The organism is Elusimicrobiota bacterium, from assembly GCA_016182905.1.
Lineage (GTDB): Bacteria > Elusimicrobiota > Elusimicrobia > UBA1565 > UBA9628 > GWA2-66-18.
The window spans coordinates 24,969-43,323 of record JACPFR010000016.1; the positions used below are offsets into that span (position 1 = coordinate 24,969).

General features: G+C 70.9%; 19 protein-coding genes. 9 read left to right on the plus strand and 10 right to left on the minus strand.

All coding sequences use genetic code 11. The features are described 5' to 3' along the window. Position 1 precedes the first annotated feature (1 nt). Positions 2–460 carry a hypothetical protein gene (locus tag HYV14_06175; protein MBI2385582.1) on the minus strand — a complete coding sequence of 153 codons (459 nt, stop codon included), beginning with the start codon at positions 458–460 and terminating at the stop codon, positions 2–4. Between the two features lie 89 nt (positions 461–549). Between HYV14_06175 and HYV14_06180 the strand changes: the two genes are divergently transcribed. Next, positions 550–1,374, plus strand: coding sequence for a hypothetical protein (locus tag HYV14_06180; GenBank protein ID MBI2385583.1), 825 nt, complete (start codon positions 550–552; stop codon positions 1,372–1,374). Positions 1,375–1,389: 15 nt separating this feature from the next. On the opposite strand, the gene topA is transcribed toward HYV14_06180, so the two are convergent. Both topA and HYV14_06190 read right to left on the minus strand, forming a co-directional pair. Continuing rightward, entirely contained in the window at positions 1,390–3,168 is a 1,779-nt protein-coding gene (topA, locus tag HYV14_06185; protein ID MBI2385584.1) for a type I DNA topoisomerase, read from the minus strand. Between the two features lie 19 nt (positions 3,169–3,187). After that, positions 3,188–3,532 carry a winged helix-turn-helix transcriptional regulator gene (locus HYV14_06190; GenBank protein MBI2385585.1) on the minus strand — a complete coding sequence of 115 codons (345 nt, stop codon included), beginning with the start codon at positions 3,530–3,532 and terminating at the stop codon, positions 3,188–3,190. Between the two features lie 121 nt (positions 3,533–3,653). Here HYV14_06190 and HYV14_06195 point away from each other — a divergent pair, with 121 nt between their 5' ends. Next, the gene (locus HYV14_06195) at positions 3,654–3,836 is read left to right on the plus strand and encodes a hypothetical protein (GenBank protein ID MBI2385586.1); all 183 of its coding nucleotides are present in this window, start codon (positions 3,654–3,656) and stop codon (positions 3,834–3,836) included. 9 nt (positions 3,837–3,845) lie between these two features. Then, the gene (locus HYV14_06200) at positions 3,846–4,628 is read left to right on the plus strand and encodes a DUF1275 domain-containing protein (protein MBI2385587.1); all 783 of its coding nucleotides are present in this window, start codon (positions 3,846–3,848) and stop codon (positions 4,626–4,628) included. On the opposite strand, the gene HYV14_06205 is transcribed toward HYV14_06200, so the two are convergent. Genes HYV14_06205 through HYV14_06215 form a run of 3 tightly spaced genes read right to left on the minus strand, consistent with a single transcriptional unit; the run spans position 4,629 to position 7,422 of the window. Then, complete coding sequence (locus HYV14_06205; GenBank protein ID MBI2385588.1) at positions 4,629–6,536, minus strand: tetratricopeptide repeat protein; 1,908 nt, start codon at positions 6,534–6,536, stop codon at positions 4,629–4,631. It abuts the gene before it with no gap. After that, on the minus strand, positions 6,533–6,910 hold the full coding sequence (locus HYV14_06210) for a zf-HC2 domain-containing protein (protein MBI2385589.1): 378 nt from the start codon (positions 6,908–6,910) through the stop codon (positions 6,533–6,535). Before HYV14_06210 ends, HYV14_06205 begins: the two co-directional genes overlap by 4 nt. Next, positions 6,907–7,422: an RNA polymerase sigma factor gene (locus HYV14_06215; protein ID MBI2385590.1), complete on the minus strand. Its 516-nt coding sequence runs from the start codon at positions 7,420–7,422 to the stop codon at positions 6,907–6,909. Before HYV14_06215 ends, HYV14_06210 begins: the two co-directional genes overlap by 4 nt. 155 nt (positions 7,423–7,577) lie before the next feature. On the opposite strand from HYV14_06215, the gene HYV14_06220 reads away from it, so the two are divergent. Continuing rightward, complete coding sequence (locus HYV14_06220) at positions 7,578–9,119, plus strand: nucleotidyltransferase domain-containing protein (GenBank protein ID MBI2385591.1); 1,542 nt, start codon at positions 7,578–7,580, stop codon at positions 9,117–9,119. Positions 9,120–9,136: 17 nt separating this feature from the next. Beyond that, the gene (locus HYV14_06225; GenBank protein ID MBI2385592.1) at positions 9,137–9,421 is read left to right on the plus strand and encodes a hypothetical protein; all 285 of its coding nucleotides are present in this window, start codon (positions 9,137–9,139) and stop codon (positions 9,419–9,421) included. Positions 9,422–9,479: 58 nt separating this feature from the next. Here HYV14_06225 and HYV14_06230 read toward each other — a convergent pair whose 3' ends face one another. The 3 genes from HYV14_06230 to HYV14_06240 form a co-directional block, all read right to left on the minus strand. Beyond that, positions 9,480–10,589, minus strand: a complete 1,110-nt coding sequence (locus tag HYV14_06230) for a hypothetical protein (GenBank protein ID MBI2385593.1) — start codon at positions 10,587–10,589, stop codon at positions 9,480–9,482. Positions 10,590–10,691: 102 nt separating this feature from the next. Further along, positions 10,692–11,294 carry a hypothetical protein gene (locus HYV14_06235; GenBank protein ID MBI2385594.1) on the minus strand — a complete coding sequence of 201 codons (603 nt, stop codon included), beginning with the start codon at positions 11,292–11,294 and terminating at the stop codon, positions 10,692–10,694. Beyond that, positions 11,291–13,066, minus strand: a complete 1,776-nt coding sequence (locus tag HYV14_06240) for a hypothetical protein (GenBank protein ID MBI2385595.1) — start codon at positions 13,064–13,066, stop codon at positions 11,291–11,293. Before HYV14_06240 ends, HYV14_06235 begins: the two co-directional genes overlap by 4 nt. A gap of 137 nt (positions 13,067–13,203) precedes the next feature. Here HYV14_06240 and HYV14_06245 point away from each other — a divergent pair, with 137 nt between their 5' ends. The 4 genes from HYV14_06245 to HYV14_06260 all read left to right on the plus strand — a co-directional run bounded on the left by HYV14_06245 (position 13,204) and on the right by HYV14_06260 (position 17,530). Then, positions 13,204–15,120, plus strand: a complete 1,917-nt coding sequence (locus HYV14_06245; GenBank protein MBI2385596.1) for a YgiQ family radical SAM protein — start codon at positions 13,204–13,206, stop codon at positions 15,118–15,120. Continuing rightward, entirely contained in the window at positions 15,120–15,803 is a 684-nt protein-coding gene (locus tag HYV14_06250) for a dienelactone hydrolase family protein (GenBank protein MBI2385597.1), read from the plus strand. The genes HYV14_06245 and HYV14_06250 overlap by 1 nt, the downstream gene beginning before the upstream one ends. Then, complete coding sequence (locus tag HYV14_06255; GenBank protein MBI2385598.1) at positions 15,800–16,549, plus strand: class I SAM-dependent methyltransferase; 750 nt, start codon at positions 15,800–15,802, stop codon at positions 16,547–16,549. The genes HYV14_06250 and HYV14_06255 overlap by 4 nt, the downstream gene beginning before the upstream one ends. Positions 16,550–16,654: 105 nt before the next feature. Next, the gene (locus tag HYV14_06260; GenBank protein MBI2385599.1) at positions 16,655–17,530 is read left to right on the plus strand and encodes an NmrA family NAD(P)-binding protein; all 876 of its coding nucleotides are present in this window, start codon (positions 16,655–16,657) and stop codon (positions 17,528–17,530) included. 7 nt (positions 17,531–17,537) lie between these two features. On the opposite strand, the gene HYV14_06265 is transcribed toward HYV14_06260, so the two are convergent. Beyond that, positions 17,538–18,350, minus strand: a complete 813-nt coding sequence (locus HYV14_06265; protein ID MBI2385600.1) for a hypothetical protein — start codon at positions 18,348–18,350, stop codon at positions 17,538–17,540. Between the last annotated feature and the right edge of the window lie 5 nt (positions 18,351–18,355).

An 18,355-nucleotide genomic window follows, 5' to 3' on the forward strand; every position in this document is an offset into this window, starting at 1 on the left:
GTCAGTTGGTCATCCTTGATTGCAGAAAGTCGATGAGGCGCTTTTGCGCTGCCGCGGAGTCTCCGGCCACGAAAACGGTGTCGTCGCCCGCGAGCGTGCCGACGAGGCCGGGCTGGGCCAAGCCGTCGAGCACGAGGCCGACGCGCGGGGCGGTGCCCGTGTCGCAGCGGATCACGGTCAGGTTCGGGCCGGCCGCGACGACGCTCCGCACGAAGGTGCGCAGCGGCATCTCGGCGTCGTGGGCGGCCTCGCCGGTCGCGGGGCGATAGACGCCGCCCGCCTTCACCAGGCCGAGCTCGGCGATGTCGCGGGAGATGGAGACCTGGGTCGCGGCGATGCCGCGCTTCTTGAGGCACCGCACGAGGTCGTTCTGCGTGGCGACCGGCTCCTGCGTGATCGCCTCGAGGATCGCGGTCTGGCGGGCGGCCTTGCCTTCGGCGCGGTCTGTATATTTATTCATAGCGATGAATAATTATACATATGGCGCGGCGGGCGTCAAGGGCTTTGTTGTCCCTTGCGCCGAAAATGGACCTGGGATATACTCGGACGATGAAACCCCCTCTGCTTCTCCTGGCGTTCCTGTCGCTCGCCGCGGCCGCGGGCGCAGCCGACGCGCCGCCGGCGAAGAAGAAGAGCTGGGCGAAGCCCTCGGGGTCGTCCCCGTCCGCGCAGCCCGGCGCGCGCGTCGAGCGCAGGAAGCCCGGCTTCGCCCCGGGCGGAGAGGGCCTGAGCCAGACGGGGGGCGGGGCCATCTCGAGCGGCGGCGAGTCCGTCGCGGGAGCCGGCGTCTCGAGGGGGGCGGCCGACAAGCGCGCCAAGCCGAACCCCGGCGCGGGCTCGTCGAGCGGCGGCGGCGGGGCCGCGGGCGGCGCCTCCGCGTCGGCGTCGAAGTCCTTCGAGAAGGCGAAGATGTCGGTCTCGGTCTCGTCGAACGGTCCGTGGGTGCAGAACGGGGAGGCGTGCAACACCGGCAAGGTCTATTCCCGCACCACCGGCGTCGACCGCGCCAAGCCGCCCAAGGGCTGCGCCTCGCCGTTCGACAGCAAGGACTGCCTCGACGTCGCGAAGCACCGGGAGTTCCTGCCCAACGAGTGGGTCGATCCGTTCACGATCCAGACCGTCGTCAACGGGCCGGACTATCCCGCGGGAAAATACGCGATGTACCTGAGCGACTCCAAGAAAAGCGTCAAGCAGGTCGGCTTCGCGACGCTGAAGGCCTGCGCCCCGCCGGCTCCGGCCTGCCGCTGGACCAGCCCCGACGCGGTGATCGGGCCGTGCAACGGCCCGGGCTGCAGTAATCCGCCCTGCTCGACGGCCAACAAGGGCGCGCAGGGCATGGGCGGCGGCGGGATGTGGACCTGCACCTGCGACTGACGCCGTGCGCGCCGCTCAGCGAGGCGGGCGGGGGACCAGGGGGTCGTACCAGAGCCCCGCGCGGCGGGCCAGCGCGATGACGGCGAAGCTGGCCTCGGTGACGACCTTCTCCCAGGAGGCCTCGCCGCGGGCGATCCTGTCGAGGTCGTCCTCGAGCCGCGCGGTGTAGTCCATGTCGATGAAGTTCCCGGTGTAGTTGCGCACGAGGAAGTCGCTGGCCGACAGGCCGAGCGGCGTGGCGTGCAGCTTGCGCTTCTCTTCCTTCACATATCCCCTCTCGAGGATGACGCGCATGATGGCGGCGTACGTGGACGGGCGGCCGATGCCCTCGGCCTCGAGCTTCTTGATCAAGGACGCCTGGGTGTAGCGGGGCGGCGGTTTGGTCGAGCGCTTGAGGGCGGCGATGTCGAGCAAGGTCAGCGGGTCGCCCGGATCCAGCATCGGCAGCTCCCCGTCGCTCTCGTCGTCCTCCTCGGGCTCCGCGCCGTCCTTCTTGCCCTTCTTCTTGGCCTCCTCGGTGGCGTCCTCGCCGGCGAGCCGGCGCCAGCCGTCGAAGAGGAGGACCTTGCCCTTGGCCTGGAACACGCCCATGGGAGCCATGTCCCCCTTCTCGGTCTTCCAGGAGTCCGGGGCGCAGGCGACGTCGATGGTCGTGATCTGGTCGCGCCCGGGAGCCATCTGGCAGGCGACGAAGCGCTGCCAGATCAGGCGGTAGAGCTTGCCCGCGTCGCCGCCGATCCCGTCCGGGCCGGTCTCCGCGTGCGTGGGGCGTATGGCCTCGTGGGCCTCCTGGGCGTTGGCGGCCTTGGTCGCGTGGATGATGGGGGACTTGGGCAGGTACTCGGGGGGGAAGTCCTTCTTGATCACTGCGCGCGCCTCCGCGAGGCCTTCGGGCGACAGCGCGGTCGAGTCGGTTCGGTGATAGGTGATCTTCCCGTCTTCGAACAGGGCCTGCAGGTGCTTCATCGTCGCGTCGGGATTGAAGCCCAGGCGCACCGACGCGGCCTGCTGGACGGTCGCCGTCGTGAACGGCGGAGGGGGGTTGCGCGCCGAATCCCGCCGGTCGCAGGTCAGCACGCGCCAAGGCACGGTCTTCGCCCACGCCGTCGTCTTCTCGGCCAGAGCGGGGTCGCGCAGGCGCTGGCCGAGGGGGTGGTCCTTCCAGGCGATCAGCTTCGCGGCGAACGGGGGCGGGGAGCCGTCCTTCTCGAGCCTAGCCGACAGGACGAAATAATCGACGGTCTTGTGCTTGCCGATCTCCTTCTCGCGGTCGGCGACCAGGCGCAGCGCCACGGACTGGACCCGGCCCGCGCTGCGCGCGTCCTTGGAGACCTTCCGCAAAGTCGGGCTCACCACCCAGCCGACGACCCGGTCGAGCACCCGGCGGGCCTGCTGGGCGTCGACGAGGCGCTGGTCAATCGGACGGGGCTTGGCCATCGCCTTCTGCACCTCGGCCTTCGTCACGGCGTGGAAGACGACGCGGCTGTACTTGCGCTCGCCCAGCAGCTGACTGACGTGCCAGGCGATCGCCTCGCCCTCGCGGTCGGGGTCGGTGGCGAGGATGACCTCGTCGGCCTTCTTCGCCAGGTCCTCGAGCTCGCGAACGTGCCGCGCGGAGCGCTCGATGGTCGCGTAGACCGGCTTGATCTTCCCGTCGACGAACTCGACCGACAGGCCGCCGGCCGCGGGGAGGTCCCGGACGTGGCCGAAGGACGCGGCGACCCGGTAGTCGGCGCCGAGGAAGTCCTTGATCTTGCGGACCTTGTTCGGCGACTCGACGATGACGAGCTTCATGCGCCGGGGCCCCGGGGCGTCAGGCTTTGGAGAGCCGGTCCAGCACGGCGCGGCTGTCCTGGAGCCGCTTGCTCAGGATGTGCGCGATCGGGCGCAGCACCCGGAAGATCTCCTTGTCGCGGATGGAGTAGTACACGGTGACCTTCTCGTGCCGGGAGGAGACGAGTCCGGCCTGGCGCAGGATCGCCAGGTGCTTGGAGATGGCCGACTGCTCGACGCCGAACTCCTGGACCATGTGGCCGACCGAGGACTCGCCCTGGCGCAGGAACTCGATGATCTCCAGGCGCACGGGATGCGCCAGCGACCGCAAGAAGTCGGACTTGATCTTGAACACCAGCTTGTCGGTGAGGTTCTTGGGGGCCATGGAGCGATGATACGCCATCCGCGCCCCTGCTTCAACCCCTTGCCCCGCCTTTCAATATATGATAATATGTTCATATAAACATATGAGAATAAATGTAATAAAGAAGGCGCGCCGGCGGGCCGTGAAGCTCCTGGGCCTCTGCCTGGCGGTCGCCTTGGTCGGCGCCGGCGGCGCCGCGATTGTCTCGAAGCTGCGCGATTCCGCCCCCGAGCTCCAGCGCCCCGACCTGCTCATCGCGATGGGCATCTGCGTCGCCGTCTGGCTCGGCGGGGCCTCCTCCGAAGAAGCCACCCCGGAAGCCTAGGTCCTCCCGATGTTCCGCTACAAGCTCGACGAGGTCCCCGACCGCGGCGTCATCTTCCACTGGCTGCTGCTCGGGTTCAACGCCGGCTGCATCAACACCGGCGGCTTCCTGGCGACGGGACGCTTCGTCACGCACGTCACCGGCTTCGCCACGCTCTTCGGCGTGGATTTCCAGTCGATCGGGCTGCTGGCGTCGCTCCAGATCCTGTCCGTGCCGGTGTTCTTCCTGCTCGGCGCGATGATCGCAGGCCTGCTGACCGACCGCCCGATCCACCTCAAGAGCGCGCCCCACTACGACTACGTGATGGCGCTGTGCGCGGCGTGCCTCCTCCTGGCCGCCCTGGCGGGCGGGTTCGACTATTTCGGCGCCTTCGGCGAGAGCTTCCACCTCAAGCATACCTACCTGCTGCTGGCGCTGCTCTGCCTGGCCAGCGGCCTGCAGAACGGGGCGATCACCTCGTCCTCGGGCAGCTCCGTGCGGACGACGCACCTGACGGGCTTGACGACCGACCTGGGCCTCGGCTTCGCCCGCATGCTCACCTTCCGCGGGGGCGAGCGCCTGCGGGCGGAATGGCGGGCCAACAGCCTGCGGGCGGGGACCATCCTCGCGTTCGTCCTGGGCTCGGCGGCGGGCGCCACCCTGTTCTCCCGCCTTCAGTTCCGCGGCTTCATCGTCCCTGCCTTGATCTCGGGCTACGCGGCCTGGCACGGGCGGCGGCTCAAGCACGTCGCCCACCGCAAGGACGTCCTGCCCGAGACCCTTCCGTCCCCGCTCGAGCCGCGCCTCAGCTGATCATCGCGGCTTGCGCGCGGTGCCCCGGCCGTTCGTCCGGCTCCGGCCGGCTTTTTCCGCGAGCCGCCGCTCCATGAGGTCGTTGGCGGCGACCTGGAGGCGCACGCGCTCGTCCGTCGCGTCGAGCGCCTCGGCCTTGCCCGCGGCGAGGCGGGCTTCCTCGAGGTTCCCGGCGGCGCGGGCGGCCTCGGACCAGGCGACCAGGTTCTCGAGGTACAGCGGATCGAGCTCCGCCTGGCGGGCGCGCTCCGCCGCCGCCGCCGGCCAGTCGCCGAGCTTGGCGTAGGCCGCTGCGCGCGCGGCGTGGACGAGGACGTAATCGGGCGCCTGGTCCTGGAGCCGGTCGTAGGCGGCGAGCGCCTCCTCGTGTCTGCCCATGTCGCTGAGCGCGTTGCCCTTGAAGTACAGGGACATCGTGTGGCCGGGGCTGCCCGGGAGGACTTTCGCGAACAGCTCGACCGCCCTGGGCAGGTCCTTGCTCTTGGCGAAATAGATCGCGCTGTTGAGGTTCACGTCGGAGCGCAGCCACAGGCCGGGAATCACCGCGAGCCCGGCGAACGCCAGGAGGCTCGGCGCGTACAGCGCGCGGCGGATGCTCTCGGAGACGGGCAGCGGATAGACGCTGACGGCGGCGCGCCGCGCGGCGAGAGGGGCGAGTCCGGCGGCGAGGCCGGCGAGGGGCCAGGCGTACCAGCCCGTCGCGGGCGAGTACCCCGCCCAGCCGAGGTGGGCGGCGGCCAGGGCGCCGGCGGCGGCGGCGGTGAATCCCGCGGCATACACGGATTCCGGCAGAGCTCCCGCGCGGCGCAGCGAGGAGGCGCCGCGCGCGCCGGTCCAGAGAGCGGCTCCGAACAGCCACACCCACAAAGCCGCGCCGAGGACGCCGAGCTCGACGGCGACGCCGAGCAGGGCGAGCTCGGGGTATTGGGTCATCGTGTTGTGGCCGGGCCCCTCCATGCGGATGATCTCGACCGGGCGGAAGCGCGGATAATGGAGGGAGAAGGACCCGGGCCCGAACCCCGTCAGCGGCCGCTCGGCGACCATGCGCCATTGCGCGGCGGCGGTGTGACGGCGGAATTCGTTCGCGTAGGACCAGCTGTCCTTCTTCGGCGCGGAAGCGAGCGCGGCGGCGCCGCCGACGACGGCCGCGGCGAGCAGGGCGAGGCCCGCCGACCTGAGGGCCGGGCGCGTGCGCAGCGAGGCCGCCACGATCAGGGCGTAGAGAACGCACGCGGCGGCGAAGCCGGCGGCGCCCATCGCCGAGGAGGTCAGGACGACCGCCGCGCCGGCGACGGGAAGAAGGAGCATCGCGGCGGCTCGCAGCGGCGACGGCGTCTCCGGGTCGAGATCGAGCGTCAGGGCCAGCGGCGCCGCGACGGCGAGAAAGGAGGCGCACAGGTACGGATCGGCCAGGGTCGAGAAGACGCGGCTTCCGAAGGCGCCCTTCCAGATGAACGGGTCGAAGCCGGCGGCCTGGGACAGGCCGTACAGCGCGACGATCCAGGCGGCGGCGACCGTGAGCGCGGCGAACCGCGCGGCGGAGCGCGCCCCGGCGAAGCCGAGGAACGCGGCCAGGAAGCCGACGAGCATGGTGAGCTGGGTCAGGAAGTCGGGCAGCGCTCCCAGCTTGTGCGGCTCGGCCGCGAAGCGGACGATCATCCACGTCCCGTAGGCCAGGGCCGGCAGGAGCGCGGTCCAGGAGGCCGCGGGGGCCTGGAAGCGGCCGCGCGAGATCCCCTGCCACAGCCAGCCGAACAGCATGGTCAGCGCGCCCCACTGCAGGACGGTGTACTTGATGGCCGTCGAGTCGTAGGAGCGCAGGTAGAACGCGAGCGGAAGGACGAAGGCCGTCGTGAGCAGGGCGAGCTCGCCCAGGCGATGGAACGATTCGGCGGCAGGGGTTCTCATGGCATCCTCCCGGAGGCGAGCTCGTCGCCTTTGTCGAACTGCTGGCTGGGCGCGCCGGACCAGCCGATGGCGACGGCGAACAGGGCCAGCGCGGCGGCGGCGACCGCGACCCCGGACAGGTCGCGGGGCCACAGGTCGAGCTCGACCTTCGCCGCGGGGCGCGGCTCGGGCGCTTTCCGCTCGGCCTTCAGCGTCGCGGCGAGGCGGGCCTTGAAGTCTCCCGCGGGGACTCCCAGGGGCGAGGCGGCGGCGGGGGACTGCGCCCTGCACTCGGCGCACGACGCGAGGTGCGCGGCGACGGCCTGGGCGCGGCGGGGCGTCAGCCGTCCCTCGGCGTGGAGGTCGAGCACGGCGCGGGCGGCGTGGCAGTTCATGACAGGAGCTCCTTGAGCTTGGCGCGCCCGCGGTGCAGGCGCACGTCGAGGGCGGACAGCGAGCAGCCGAGGGTGGAGGCGGCCTCCTCGCGCGGCACCCCTTCGAGGTCGACGAGGACGATCGCCATGCGCATCGCGGGCGTGATCAAGGTCAGCGCCCCTTGGACCCGGTCGGTGTTCTCCCGGGCCTGGGCCAGGCGCTCCGGCCCCGGGGCGGTCTCGGCGAGGAAGTCCTCGAGCGAGGCCGAGTCCTCGTCTTTTTTATGGGACAGGGACACCGAGCGGCGCGAGGCCTCTTTGCGCAGGCTCGTGAAGTAGACGTTCTTCAGGATCTGCACCATCCAGGCCTCGAAGGGCAGGCTCGGGTCGTATTTGTCGAAGTATTTCATGACTCTCAAGAAAGCCTCCTGGACGACGTCGCCCGCGTCGGTTGAGTTGCCCGTCATGCGCAAGGCGACGGCATAGGCCTTGTCGGCGTGCAGGGCGATGAGGCGGTCGATCTCGGCGTCCACCTGGGCTTCCTTGTTTTTCCTTACCGCGGCTCGAGGCGAGAACTTACATGCCGCAGTGACATGGATTATAACAACCTAAGTGGGTCCTATGGCTGAGCGGCCTGGGTCTAAAGACGGTCGACGCGCTTTCCTTAAGCGGCTAATATGTTGGCGAGATGAAGATGTCCCCTATGAGGATGTCCTTCCTGGCGGTCGCCGCCCTCCTGGCGGCGGGTCCTCTATCCGCCCAAACCCGGCTCGGGGCGTTCGGCGAAGCGGGCGCGAACGGCGCCTCGGGCGTCTCGGTCAATTCGACTTTGTCCGGCCCCGCGGCGCCCGCTTTCTCTCCGTCCCTGTCCGCCGCCTCGCTGAACCCGTCTTTGACCGCTCCGGCCGCCGCGGTCTCGCCGGCGGCCGCCGTGAAGGCCGCGGCCCCGGTCCCGGCCGCGCTGCCCAAGGACGAGGCCGTCCGCGCGACGCTCGAGGCGCTGGCGCCCGAGAAGCTCGAGAGGATCTCCGGCGAATCCGCGAAAGCCTTGTCCGGGCGCCTCCTCGGCCTCGAGGAAGGCCGCGGCGAGTCCGCCGACGCCGTCTCCGGCCGCTTCGCGGCCTCCGCTCCCGAGCTCGAGCCGTCGTCGGACCGGGGCGTCGAGCCGGCGCATGAGCCGCGCGCGCCCGAGCCCTCGCGCCCGACCTACGGCCTGCGCCGGACCCTCGCCGACCGGTTCCATCACGCCCGTCTCCTGGCCCAGAACTACTACTGGTACTCGGTCACGCACATCGTGGACATGTACCCCGCCTACCAGCAGCGCTGGGAGGAGGCGAAGGCGAAGGGCGCGGCCAACGTGTCCCGTCCGCGCGCGTTCTTCGCCCACATGCGCATCGCCGCGGGAAGCGGCCGCTTCTATGTCCTCGGCGCGGCGCCGCTCGAGGACGACGCCGTGATCTCGACCTTCCGCGCCGACCTCCTCCGCTGGTTCGACGCCCCGGGCGTCATCGGAGCGCGCGAGCTCGCCGCGTTCGATGCTTTCACCGCCCGCGCGAAGTCCTATAACGCCGAGCGCCGCGCGCCGTCGAACATGCGCAAGCACATCCGCGACGCCCTGCTCAAAGCCGCGACGATGGAGCCGTCCAAGATCGCCGCGTTCTTCGACTCGCTCCTGGTCGAGGAGACCGCCCGCGAGACCGCCGACTTCCAGAACAAGGGCGCGCAGAAGCGCATCCTCGACGCGTTCAGGAAGGAGATGATGGACACGCTCGCGGAGGAGCCGGAGGGCGCGACGGGCCGCATCCGCGCCGCCATCCTCCTCGGCAGCTTCGCGACCGGCTCGGCCGGCCCGAAGAGCGATTTCGACGTCGAGCTCCTGACCGACGGCGGCAGCAACGCGCGCTCCGCGGCCTTCATCAGGCGCCTGACCGGACGCTGGGTCGCCACGGGGCACCACGCGCGCAACCCGGTCACCGTCCACGACTTCCCGTCCACGCCGACGCGCGGCATCATCGACCTCGTCCACACCGGCGACTACATCGTGATCTCCCTCGACCCCGCGCTCGAGGCCGAGCTCCAGCGCAAGCCCGGCGAATACGCTCCCCGCATGGTCCGCGCGGACAGCCTGCGGGGCAAGGTCAACCGCGCGATGCAGTACGGCGTGATCGTCGCCTCCACCTACATCGGCCAGCTCAAGGCGCGCTTCGGCGCGGCCTCGTCCCGCCGCTAAGCGCTATACTATCCCCTATGAAAGGGAAGCTCTGGGAGCTGGGGCCGTTCGTGCTCGCCCTCCTCGTCGCCGGTTACTTCATCGTCGACCATTTCCGCCGGACGCAGCCCGACTCCGTCCTGGTCTCCGCCCCGGGAAGGCCCCTGACCGGCTCGACGCCGCGCGTCAGCACCGGCCCCGGCGACCCCACGAGGCCCGAGGATTTCCTTCCCGATCCGGACTCGAAACCGGACCCCAACAGCCTTCCCGACCCGTCCTTGTCCACGGCGACCCGCGGCGCCCCGGCCAAGCCCCGGCCGTAAACGAAGGAGCCCCCCGCGCCGAGAGCGGGAGGCTCCGATACGTTTGCGGGACTCTCCTTTACTGGACGCCCGTCTCCTTTTGCTCGAGGAGAGTGTGGATCCTCTCCAGGCCTCCCGTCAGCTCGGCCTTCAGCACCGGCTCCGTCTCCACCTGCAGCCGGCCCGCCAGCAGGGTCTGTCCCTGCTTCGCGTCGACGATCTTCGCGACGACCGCCTTCTTCACGGCGACCGCCGCGTGCCGGCGCGTGTCGGGGTCCGGGCTCTGCAGGCCCTTCTCGACGTGCGCCATCCCCGTCTTCACCAGGACCGGCCGAGCCGCCATCGCCATCATACCTCGGCGGAAGGAGGCTTTGTCCGCGGACTTCAGGTGCTCGTCGAGGAGCGCCGGGCTGAGCCAAGGGAGCTTGCCGGCGCTGTCGATCATGCCGACCGCCTCGAGCCGCTCCAGGATCGTCCCGATGAGCTCGGGATCGCGATAGTCCTGGAGGGAGATCGCGCAGCCGGCGATGAGCTTGGCGCTGTCCGTCGAAGTCATCATCGCCGCGAGGACGTCCTTCGCCTTGACGCCGCCGGTGCGGCGCAGGACGCCGGGGAGCAGCGCATCGGGCACGAGGCCCTTCTCGCCGAGCTCCTTGACCTTCGCGTACACCACCGAGCCGCGCACGCCGAGCGGCGAGCCGACGCGCTTGAGGGCTTCGACGCGCACCTCGACCGGGCCTTCCTCCAGGGCCTTGAGGACGAAGTCGCGGCTGGTGCGGCCCGGGACGCGGGCGGCGAGGAAGCCGACCGCGCGCCGGCGGAGCTCGAGATCCTCCTCGTCGCGGTCGCCGCCCTTCTCGAGCACGGAGACGACGGTCTTGGCCAGGCTCTCGGCGGCGACGGCGTCGAGCTCCTCCCCGTCGAACTCGGGGGACTCGAGCGAGGCGAGGAGGCTGCCGAGATGGACGCGCTTGTCGGACTCGGCGGCGGCCTCCGCGCCGGACAGGTAGGCGCCGATCGCGGCGTCGACGGTGCGCTCCGGGCGGGTCTCGAACTGGATCCTGGGAAGGACGTTCTTCACGGGCGGGGGAGTCCCGGCGAGCTTCGAGAGCTCGTGGTACTTCTGACCGAGACCGGCGGCGACGAGGGCGACGAGAGAGGCTCCGGCGACGGCTTCGAGGCGGTTCATAAAGCTTGTTCTCCGGACGCTTCGGGCCTCTGGTGCGGAGCGGGCCTGCGTCCGGGGATGATACGCGGGAGGAGGGCGGAACCTTACAGCCCGCGGGGCGCGCTACTTGGCGGGTGCGGGAGCCGAGCCGCCGTTCTTCTCGACCCAGCTCCAGAAGTCCGGAGCGAGCGCGCGATAGGCGGCGGCATGGGACGGGTCGGCGAGGCCGGCGAAATCCCGGCAGAAGGCGGCGATCTTGGCACGTCCCTCGCCGCCGGGGTCGCGGCCCGAAGCGAAGAGCGCGGCGACGGCTTCGGTCCGGGAGTACAGCTCGGACGACCTCGCCAGGATGTCGGCGAGCGGCGTGGAGTCGAAACGCGCGTCGCGCGCGATCGTCCGCGGCGGGCCCGCGAGCCGGCGGCAATCGAGCACGCGCCCGGCGGGCGTGAAGGCCGCCTCGCCCTGGGGCGCGTGAAAGGTGAAGCCCTTGGTGGGATCGCCCTCGCGCCCGAAGAAGAATATCCGGTAGCGGAGCGAGCCGCCGGCGAGCGTGGGGACCGGCCGGGACGGCGACCACTCCTGGGGGATGCGCGACGAGCACGGAGGCGCCGCGGCGAGCATCCGGACGGCGCTCTCGAGCGCGGACGGCTTCGCCTCGCTCTCCGCGGCCTTGCGGCCGCAGGCGCACAGGGCGGCGAGGAGCAGCCCGAGGGCCCGGATCTTCAACGGACCTCCGCGAACGTGCGATAGAGGCCGTTCCACGCGGCTCGGAACGTCTCGACGGGGACGAACCGGCCGGCGCCGACCGGCGGGGCGCTGTCGTTGATGTAGTAGCCCAGGGTCTTCCCCTCGCCGAAGCGCTCGATCTCCGCGCCGGTGACGAGCACCGTGTGGCCGACCGGCGCGTTCGATCTCTGATCCCACAGCGGCCGGGCGTCGACGTTGGCGATGACCATGCCGCCGCGGCGGACGGCCGCGTCGAGGACCTCGAGCCCCACGCCGGACTGCTTGGACACCAGAAGCCCGCGTTCGATGAGGAGTTCCCCGTTGTAGGCGTCGGGCGTGCCTTCGTCGAAGAATCCGCGGCGCGCCGCTTCCTCGGCGAGCGCGTTCTCCTGGGCGACCGGATCGTCCTTGGGCAGAAGCCCGAGCGCGAGAAGGATCTGCTGCTGCACCACGATCGCGCACGCCATCGGCCCTGCTTGCGCGTGAACGAACGCGGCCCGCCCTCCGGGGTCGCCCAGCGTGCGGGTCAGGCCGGAGCGCCGGAGCGCGTCGGCGCGCTTCATCGTGTCGGAGCCGGCGATGTTCTTGGCGCGCTCGAGCAGCGACGCCGGCGCGTCCGGGAGGATGTCGGGGGCGGAGAGGGCCCCGGAAGGGGCGAGCGGGACTTTGCGCCGGTCCATCGCCACGGTCCTGCCGGCGGGCCGGTAGGCCCCCGTGTAGACCGCGGGCCGCGCGCCCGCCTCGGGGATCGCCACCCCGCCGCTCTCGTCGGCGGCCCCGCCGCCCAAGCCCCGCGCGATGCGCAGGGCGGACATCCGCGCGCGGAGCGAGGCGAGGCGCGCCACCGCCGCGTTGAGCCGTTCGCGCTGGGGGTCCGCGGTGAAATCGGCCTCGACGAGCGAGATCGCTCGGTCCGCGCCGACCGCCGCGTCGCCGTAGACCTCGAGCAAGGCGGACCTGTCGGCCTCGAGCGCCGCCATCGCCGCGGAGACGTCGGACCCGGCGGGGGTCTTCTCGAGAGCGTCCATCCGGGCGCTCGCCGCCGCCTCTCCCTGCTCCAGCTCTCCGAGCTTCAGTTCGGCGGCGCGCGCGATCATCTCCGAGAGATGCGTCCGCGTTTCCGAGAGGATGGCGAAGATCGGCTCGCCGTCGAACGCGACGCGGTCCTCGAGCTTGAAGTAATAGTCTCCGACCGCGTGCTCCATGTCCGCCGCCTGGCGGTCGAGCTCGGCGAGGCCGCACGGGTCCGCTTCGCATCGCTGGGCGGCGGCGCGGACCCCGCGGGCGCGGGAGAGCACGCTGTTCGCGAGCGAACAGTATTCGGCGTCCCGGCCGCAGAGCGCGCCGAGGGTCCGGGACATCTCGGGATCGGCGCGCCATTTCCGCTTCGTCCTCGCGGCCGGATCGGCGGCCGCCATGGCCGCGGCGCCCCGGCCGAGCACGAGCAGGCTGAGGCGGAGAAAGGGCCGGTCGCCCGCGTGCGCGCGCGCCGCCGCGGGCAGGGCGTGCTCCCGCTTGTCGAGCTCCCAGTCCCGGTCGTAGATCGTGGAGACCGTCTCGACCGAGCACGGCTTGCGGACGCAGGCGTTCGCCTTCTTCAGCAGCTCGAGGTAGCCGTCGAGGACGGCTTCGGCCTCGGCGCAGCTTTCGGGGACGGCCCCGCAGGCGCGCGCCGCCTGCGCCCGGGCCGAGACGACCGCGCCGTCGGCCGCCGCGGCCGCGTTCTCCGCCGAAAGCAGGGACAGGACGACGAGGACGAAGAGGCGGGTCATGGAGGGGAGCCTGGTGGAGTATAAGCCCCCGGTCCGGTATTATCAAGGCCTTTGTCGTCGAGGAAACGCCCATCCGTGCGATAATATACCTAGCCGTGACCGCTCCCTCCTTCCGACCCGACCCCCGATTCCTGCCCATGACGCGCGCCGAGATGGAGGCGCGCGGCTGGGACGAGGTCGACATCGTCTTCGTCACCGGCGACGCCTACATCGACCATTACTCGTTCGCGATGGCGCTGCTCGGGCGCGTGCTCGACCAGGCGGGCTTCCGCGTGGCCGTCCTGTCCCAGCCGGACTGGCGCAGCGCCGAGCCATGGCGGACCTTCGGCCGTCCGCGCCTGTTCTTCGCGATCTCCGCGGGGAACATGGACTCGATGATCAACCACTACACGGCGAACAAGAAGGTGCGCAACGACGACGCGTACTCGCCGGGAGGAAAAATCGGTCTTCGTCCTGACCGCGCGACCATTCCGTACTGTCAGCGAGCCCGCGAGGCGTTCCCCGGCGTGCCGGTGATCGCGGGAGGCGTCGAGGCCTCGCTGCGTCGTTTGGCCCACTACGACTACTGGTCCGATTCGGTGCGCCCGTCCGTCCTCCTCGATTCGAAGGCCGATCTCGTCGCTTACGGCATGGGCGAAGAGTCCATCGTCGAGATCGCCGAGCGGCTCCGGGCCGGGAAGAGCGTCAAGGACTGCCGCGACCTGCGCGGCGTGGCGTACTTCCTCGGCGCCTCCGAGACGGTCCCGTCGGGCCCGGAGGTCGTCGCTCTGCCGAGCTTCGAGGCGGTGAAGGAGTCGAAGGACTCGTTCCTCGCGATGGCGCGCCTCGCCCATCACGAGACGAGCCCTTTCAACGCCAAGACCATGACGCAGAAGCACGGCGCGCGCGCCGTGGTGATCACTCCGCCGCAGCTGCCCGTCACGCAGGAGCGGATGGACTTCTACTACGGCCTGCCCTACACGCGGCGAGCCCATCCCTCTTACGCCGGCGCCGCGATCCCCGCGTGGGAGATGATCAAGGACTCGGTCACCATCATGCGCGGCTGCTTCGGCGGCTGCACCTTCTGCTCGATCACGGCCCACCAGGGCCGGACCATACAATCCCGCTCCGAGGGCTCCGTCCTCGGCGAGCTGAATATGATCGCGCGGGACCCCGAGTTCAAGGGCGTCATCTCCGACATCGGCGGCCCGACGGCCAACATGTACAAGATGCGCTGCACGAAGCCCGAGGTCGAGAAGATCTGCAAACGCCTGTCCTGCGTGCACCCCGTCGTGTGCAAGTTCCTCGGCACCGACCACGGGCCGCTCGTGGGGCTGATGAGGAAGTCCCGGGAGATCCCCGGCATCAAGAAGGTGTTCGTCGCCTCCGGCATCCGCATGGACCTCGCCCGCCTCTCGCCCGAGTACATGACCGAGCTGACCACTCATCACGTCAGCGGCCGCATGAAGGTCGCGCCCGAGCACGTCGACCCGAAGGTCCTCGAGCTGATGAAGAAGCCGCGGCACGACACGTTCGAGGACTTCGCGAGGAAGTTCGACGCCGAGAGCAGGAAGGCCGGCAAGAAGCAGTTCCTCGTCCCCTACTTCATCTCCAGCCACCCCGGCTCCGACCTCAAGGCGATGATCGAGCTCGGCGTGTTCCTAAAGAAGCACGGCTACAAGCCCGACCAGGTGCAGGACTTCATCCCCGCCCCTCACGACCTCGCCACGGCGATGTACTACACGGGACGCGATCCCGTGACCGGCCTGCCGATGCCCGTGGCGAAGGGCATGCGCGACCGGCGCCTGCAGCGCGCCCTGCTCCAGTTCTTCAAGCCGGAGAACTACTTCGAGGTGCGCGAGGCCCTGCTCGCCGCCGGCCGCAAGGACCTGATCGGCTCCGGCTGCGACTGCCTCATCGGGGAGCACCCGCCCAAGGAGGCCCTGCTCGCCCGTCGCGCGCGCTCCGAGAAGGATTTCCACGAGCATACCCACATGAAGGACAAGCCGAAAGCCCCGAAGACTGGCTACCGGCCGCAGCGCTCCACCTGGGGGCGGAGGGAAGGAAAACGATGATGCAGAAGCCGCGGCTCGTCCGTTTCGGGAACCTCGACGCGATCGAGGTCCCCAGTTCCGATCCGAACGCGCTCGCCGTGATCTGCCTTCACGGCTACGGCGCCGACATGCGCGACCTGGCGCCGCTGGCGCAGGAGCTCGAGACGAAGCGGCCGATCGCCTGGTTCTTCCCCGACGCGCCCGAGGTCCTGGACTGGGGCGGCCGGGCGTGGTTTCCCATCGACGTGGCCGCCTTCGAGGAGGCGCAGAGGACCGGGACGGCGCGCGACCTTTCCCTTCGCGAGCCCCCGGGCCTCGAGTGGGCGCGCGAGGAGCTGCAGCGCTTCATCGCCGGGCTCGCGATCCCGTGGGAACGGATCGTGCTGATGGGGTTCTCCCAAGGCGCGATGCTCGCCGTGGACCTCGCCCTGCGGGCCGAGACGGCCCCCGCGGGCGTCGCGATCCTGTCCGGGACTTTGGTGGACAAGGCCAAGACCGCCGAGCTCGCGCCGGCTAAGAAGGGCCTGCCTTTCTTCCAGTCGCACGGGTCCGTCGACCCCATCCTCGGCTTCGCGCAGGCGCGCGCGCTGGAGAAGACGCTCGTCGAGGCGGGCTGGCGGGGCCAACTGCGCCGCTTCGAGGGCGGCCACGCGATCCCGTCTGAGACGCTCGAGGGCCTGAAGGGCTGGCTGGAGAAGAGATGAGCGGCTGGGCGAAGCAGTTCTTCCGCGCCCCCGTCTTCACGCCCGGCGCCCCCGAGGCGCTGGCGGCCGCGCCGATGGAGGCCGCGGCCGCCTGGCGCGCGCTCGGGCTCAAGCCGGGCGCACGCCTGCTCGACCTCGCCTGCGGCACGGGAAGGCACGCGGTCCTGCTCGCGCGGCGCGGCGTCTTCGTCGTCGGCGTGGACAAGACCGAGGCCTATCTCAAGGAAGCCCGCGGCAGCGCCCGCGGGATGAAGAACTGCCTGTTCGCGCGCGGCGACATGCGCCGCCTGCCCTTCAAGGGGGAGTTCGACGCGGCGATGAACCTCTGGACGAGCTTCGGCTATTTCGCCAAGCCCTCGGACGACCTCAAGGCGCTCAAGGGCGTGGCGCGCGCGCTCAAGCCCGGCGGCCTGTTCCTCATCGACCTCATCGACTTCGCCTGGGTGAAGAAGCACGGCCAGCGCCGCCGCTGGGACCGGCGCGCCGACGGCGCCTATCTCCTGCAGGACGCGGTGTGGGTCGAGGGCCGCGACCCGAGGATCGTCAACGCCTGGATCATCCTGCGCCCGGGCAAGCCCGAGCTGCGCTCGCGCTTCGTCGTCCGCGGCTACGACAAGCCCCGCCTGTACGCGGCCCTGCGCCGCGCGGGCCTCGAGCCGGTCAATTCCTGGAGCGGCCTCGGCGCGCTCGGCCGCCTCAAGTCGAGCGGACGCCTCGTCGTCCTCGCGCGCAAGCCGACCCGCTAGCCGGGACTGTTTCCGGGAACAGCCGCGGCGCGAGCTCCATCGGCGTCACGAGACGTTTACCGCCTCTCCATTCCCGCGCGCCCGCCGATGAGTCATCATGACTATATGGCCAAGAAAACGATAGCGGTGACGGGAGCGACCGGGCACGTCGGAAAGGCGATCGTGACGAAGCTCAAGGAGGCCGGTCACGAGGCGCGGAAGGTCTCCCGGACCTCGGGAGTGCCCGACGACGACCTCGTCGCCCTGACGAACGCGTTCACCGGAGCGGACGCGGTCTTCCTCATGATACCGCCCGACTTCAAGGCGCCCAGCCTGCGCAAGCGCAGCGACGAGCTCGGCGCGAAGCTGGCCGCCGCGGTGAAGGCGGCCGGCGTGCGCCGCGTGGTCTTCCTCAGCAGCCTGAACGCCCATCTTCACGCCGGCACGGGGCCCATCCTCGGCCTGCACGACATGGAGGAGAGGCTCAACGCCCTGGACATCCCCGAGCTGGTCCATCTGCGGCCGGCGTATTTCATGGAGAACCTCCTCGGGGGGGTGGACTACGTCTCCCGCCACGGCCGCTACGCCGCGGCGCTGCGTCCCGACATCGCGATCCCGATGATCGCCACTCCGGACATCGGGGCCAAGGCCGCGGAGCTTCTCGCCGAGGAGCCGTTCCTGCAGCCGCGGGTCAGGGAGCTGCTGGGCCCGCGCGAGTACACGATGACGGAAGCGGCCCGCATACTGGGCCGGGCGATCGGCAAGCCGGATCTCGGCTACGCGCAGCAGTCCTACGACGAGGCGCGCCGATCGATGCTCGACCTGGGCCTGACGGAGGGCTACGCCGACGCGATGATCGAGCTGAGCCGCCACATGAACGAGGTCTTGATCGAAGGGACGGAGGTCCGTTCCCCGCTGAACACGACGCCGACGACCCTCGAGAGCTTCGCCCAGGAGGTGTTCCGCTCCGCGTACGAGCAGGCGGCGGCCGTCGCGCGCTGACGGGCGCTCAGGGAAGGGGCGAGGGGGCGGGCGCGGCGAGGAACGCCGCGATCTGAGCCTTGACCGAGGCGTCGGTCTCGTGCGCGGCGAGCGCGGCGAAAAGGACGGCGACCCGCGCGAGCGCCGCGCTCTCGCCGTTGGCCGCGCGGTTGCGCGCGGAGTGCCAGACGACGGCGATCCAGAGCGAGCGGGCGGCGGGCGGGCCGTTCGCGGCGAACGCGGCCGGGTCGGCCTCCATCGGGACGAGAGCGCGGGCGTCGAGGGCGGCGACGAGGTCGGGGCGGCGGCGCGGGAGGTCCTCGCGCGAGCGGACGAACGCGTCGAGGGCGACGAGCGCCGTGATCCGCTCCTCGTCCGCGAGCGGCCCGGCAAGGAGGTCCAGGAGGGTCTCCTGGACCGGAGCCTCGACCGCGGGAGGCAGGTCGTGCGTCGCCGGCGCCAGCCCGCGCAGGGCGAACAGTCGGTAGCCCGGCAGGCGCGTCGAATCGAGCAGGGCGCGCACCGCGGCGGCGCGGGCGCCCGCGTCGCCGACGACGGGCACGGCGTAGCCGAGGTACAGCAGGGCCTTGGCCCGGACGGCGGGGGCCTCGGCGGGCGAGACGGCCGCGGCGCGGATCGCCTCGAGGCCCTTCGTGCGGCGCGCCTGCGGCGCGGTCGGCAGGGAGCCGTGGAGCTCCTCGAGCGCGGCGAGCTTCTCCGCGGGTGAGGCGGCGCGGGCGAGGACCGAGATGGGGTCCTCGGCGGGCCGGACGGCGGCGCGGGCCTCGACGAAGGCCGCCTCGAGCGAGACCGGGGGCAAAGCGGGGGCCGGGGCGAACATGCGGC

Bases quoted from the DNA above. Each gene is read 5' to 3' on its own strand.
- HYV14_06200 (MBI2385587.1), top strand. From the start codon at position 3,846: ATGTTCCGCTACAAGCTCGACGAGGTCCCCGACCGCGGCGTCATCTTC.
- HYV14_06225 (MBI2385592.1), top strand. From the start codon at position 9,137: ATGAAAGGGAAGCTCTGGGAGCTGGGGCCGTTCGTGCTCGCCCTCCTC.
- HYV14_06230 (MBI2385593.1), bottom strand. From the start codon at position 10,589: ATGAACCGCCTCGAAGCCGTCGCCGGAGCCTCTCTCGTCGCCCTCGTC.
- HYV14_06255 (MBI2385598.1), top strand. From the start codon at position 15,800: ATGAGCGGCTGGGCGAAGCAGTTCTTCCGCGCCCCCGTCTTCACGCCC.
- HYV14_06265 (MBI2385600.1), bottom strand. From the start codon at position 18,350: ATGTTCGCCCCGGCCCCCGCTTTGCCCCCGGTCTCGCTCGAGGCGGCC.
- HYV14_06250 (MBI2385597.1), top strand. From the start codon at position 15,120: ATGCAGAAGCCGCGGCTCGTCCGTTTCGGGAACCTCGACGCGATCGAG.
- HYV14_06220 (MBI2385591.1), top strand. From the start codon at position 7,578: ATGAAGATGTCCCCTATGAGGATGTCCTTCCTGGCGGTCGCCGCCCTC.
- HYV14_06175 (MBI2385582.1), bottom strand. From the start codon at position 460: ATGAATAAATATACAGACCGCGCCGAAGGCAAGGCCGCCCGCCAGACC.
- HYV14_06210 (MBI2385589.1), bottom strand. From the start codon at position 6,910: ATGAACTGCCACGCCGCCCGCGCCGTGCTCGACCTCCACGCCGAGGGA.
- HYV14_06190 (MBI2385585.1), bottom strand. From the start codon at position 3,532: ATGGCCCCCAAGAACCTCACCGACAAGCTGGTGTTCAAGATCAAGTCC.
- HYV14_06240 (MBI2385595.1), bottom strand. From the start codon at position 13,066: ATGACCCGCCTCTTCGTCCTCGTCGTCCTGTCCCTGCTTTCGGCGGAG.
- topA (MBI2385584.1), bottom strand. From the start codon at position 3,168: ATGAAGCTCGTCATCGTCGAGTCGCCGAACAAGGTCCGCAAGATCAAG.
- HYV14_06180 (MBI2385583.1), top strand. From the start codon at position 550: ATGAAACCCCCTCTGCTTCTCCTGGCGTTCCTGTCGCTCGCCGCGGCC.
- HYV14_06205 (MBI2385588.1), bottom strand. From the start codon at position 6,536: ATGAGAACCCCTGCCGCCGAATCGTTCCATCGCCTGGGCGAGCTCGCC.
- HYV14_06260 (MBI2385599.1), top strand. From the start codon at position 16,655: ATGGCCAAGAAAACGATAGCGGTGACGGGAGCGACCGGGCACGTCGGA.
- HYV14_06245 (MBI2385596.1), top strand. From the start codon at position 13,204: ATGACGCGCGCCGAGATGGAGGCGCGCGGCTGGGACGAGGTCGACATC.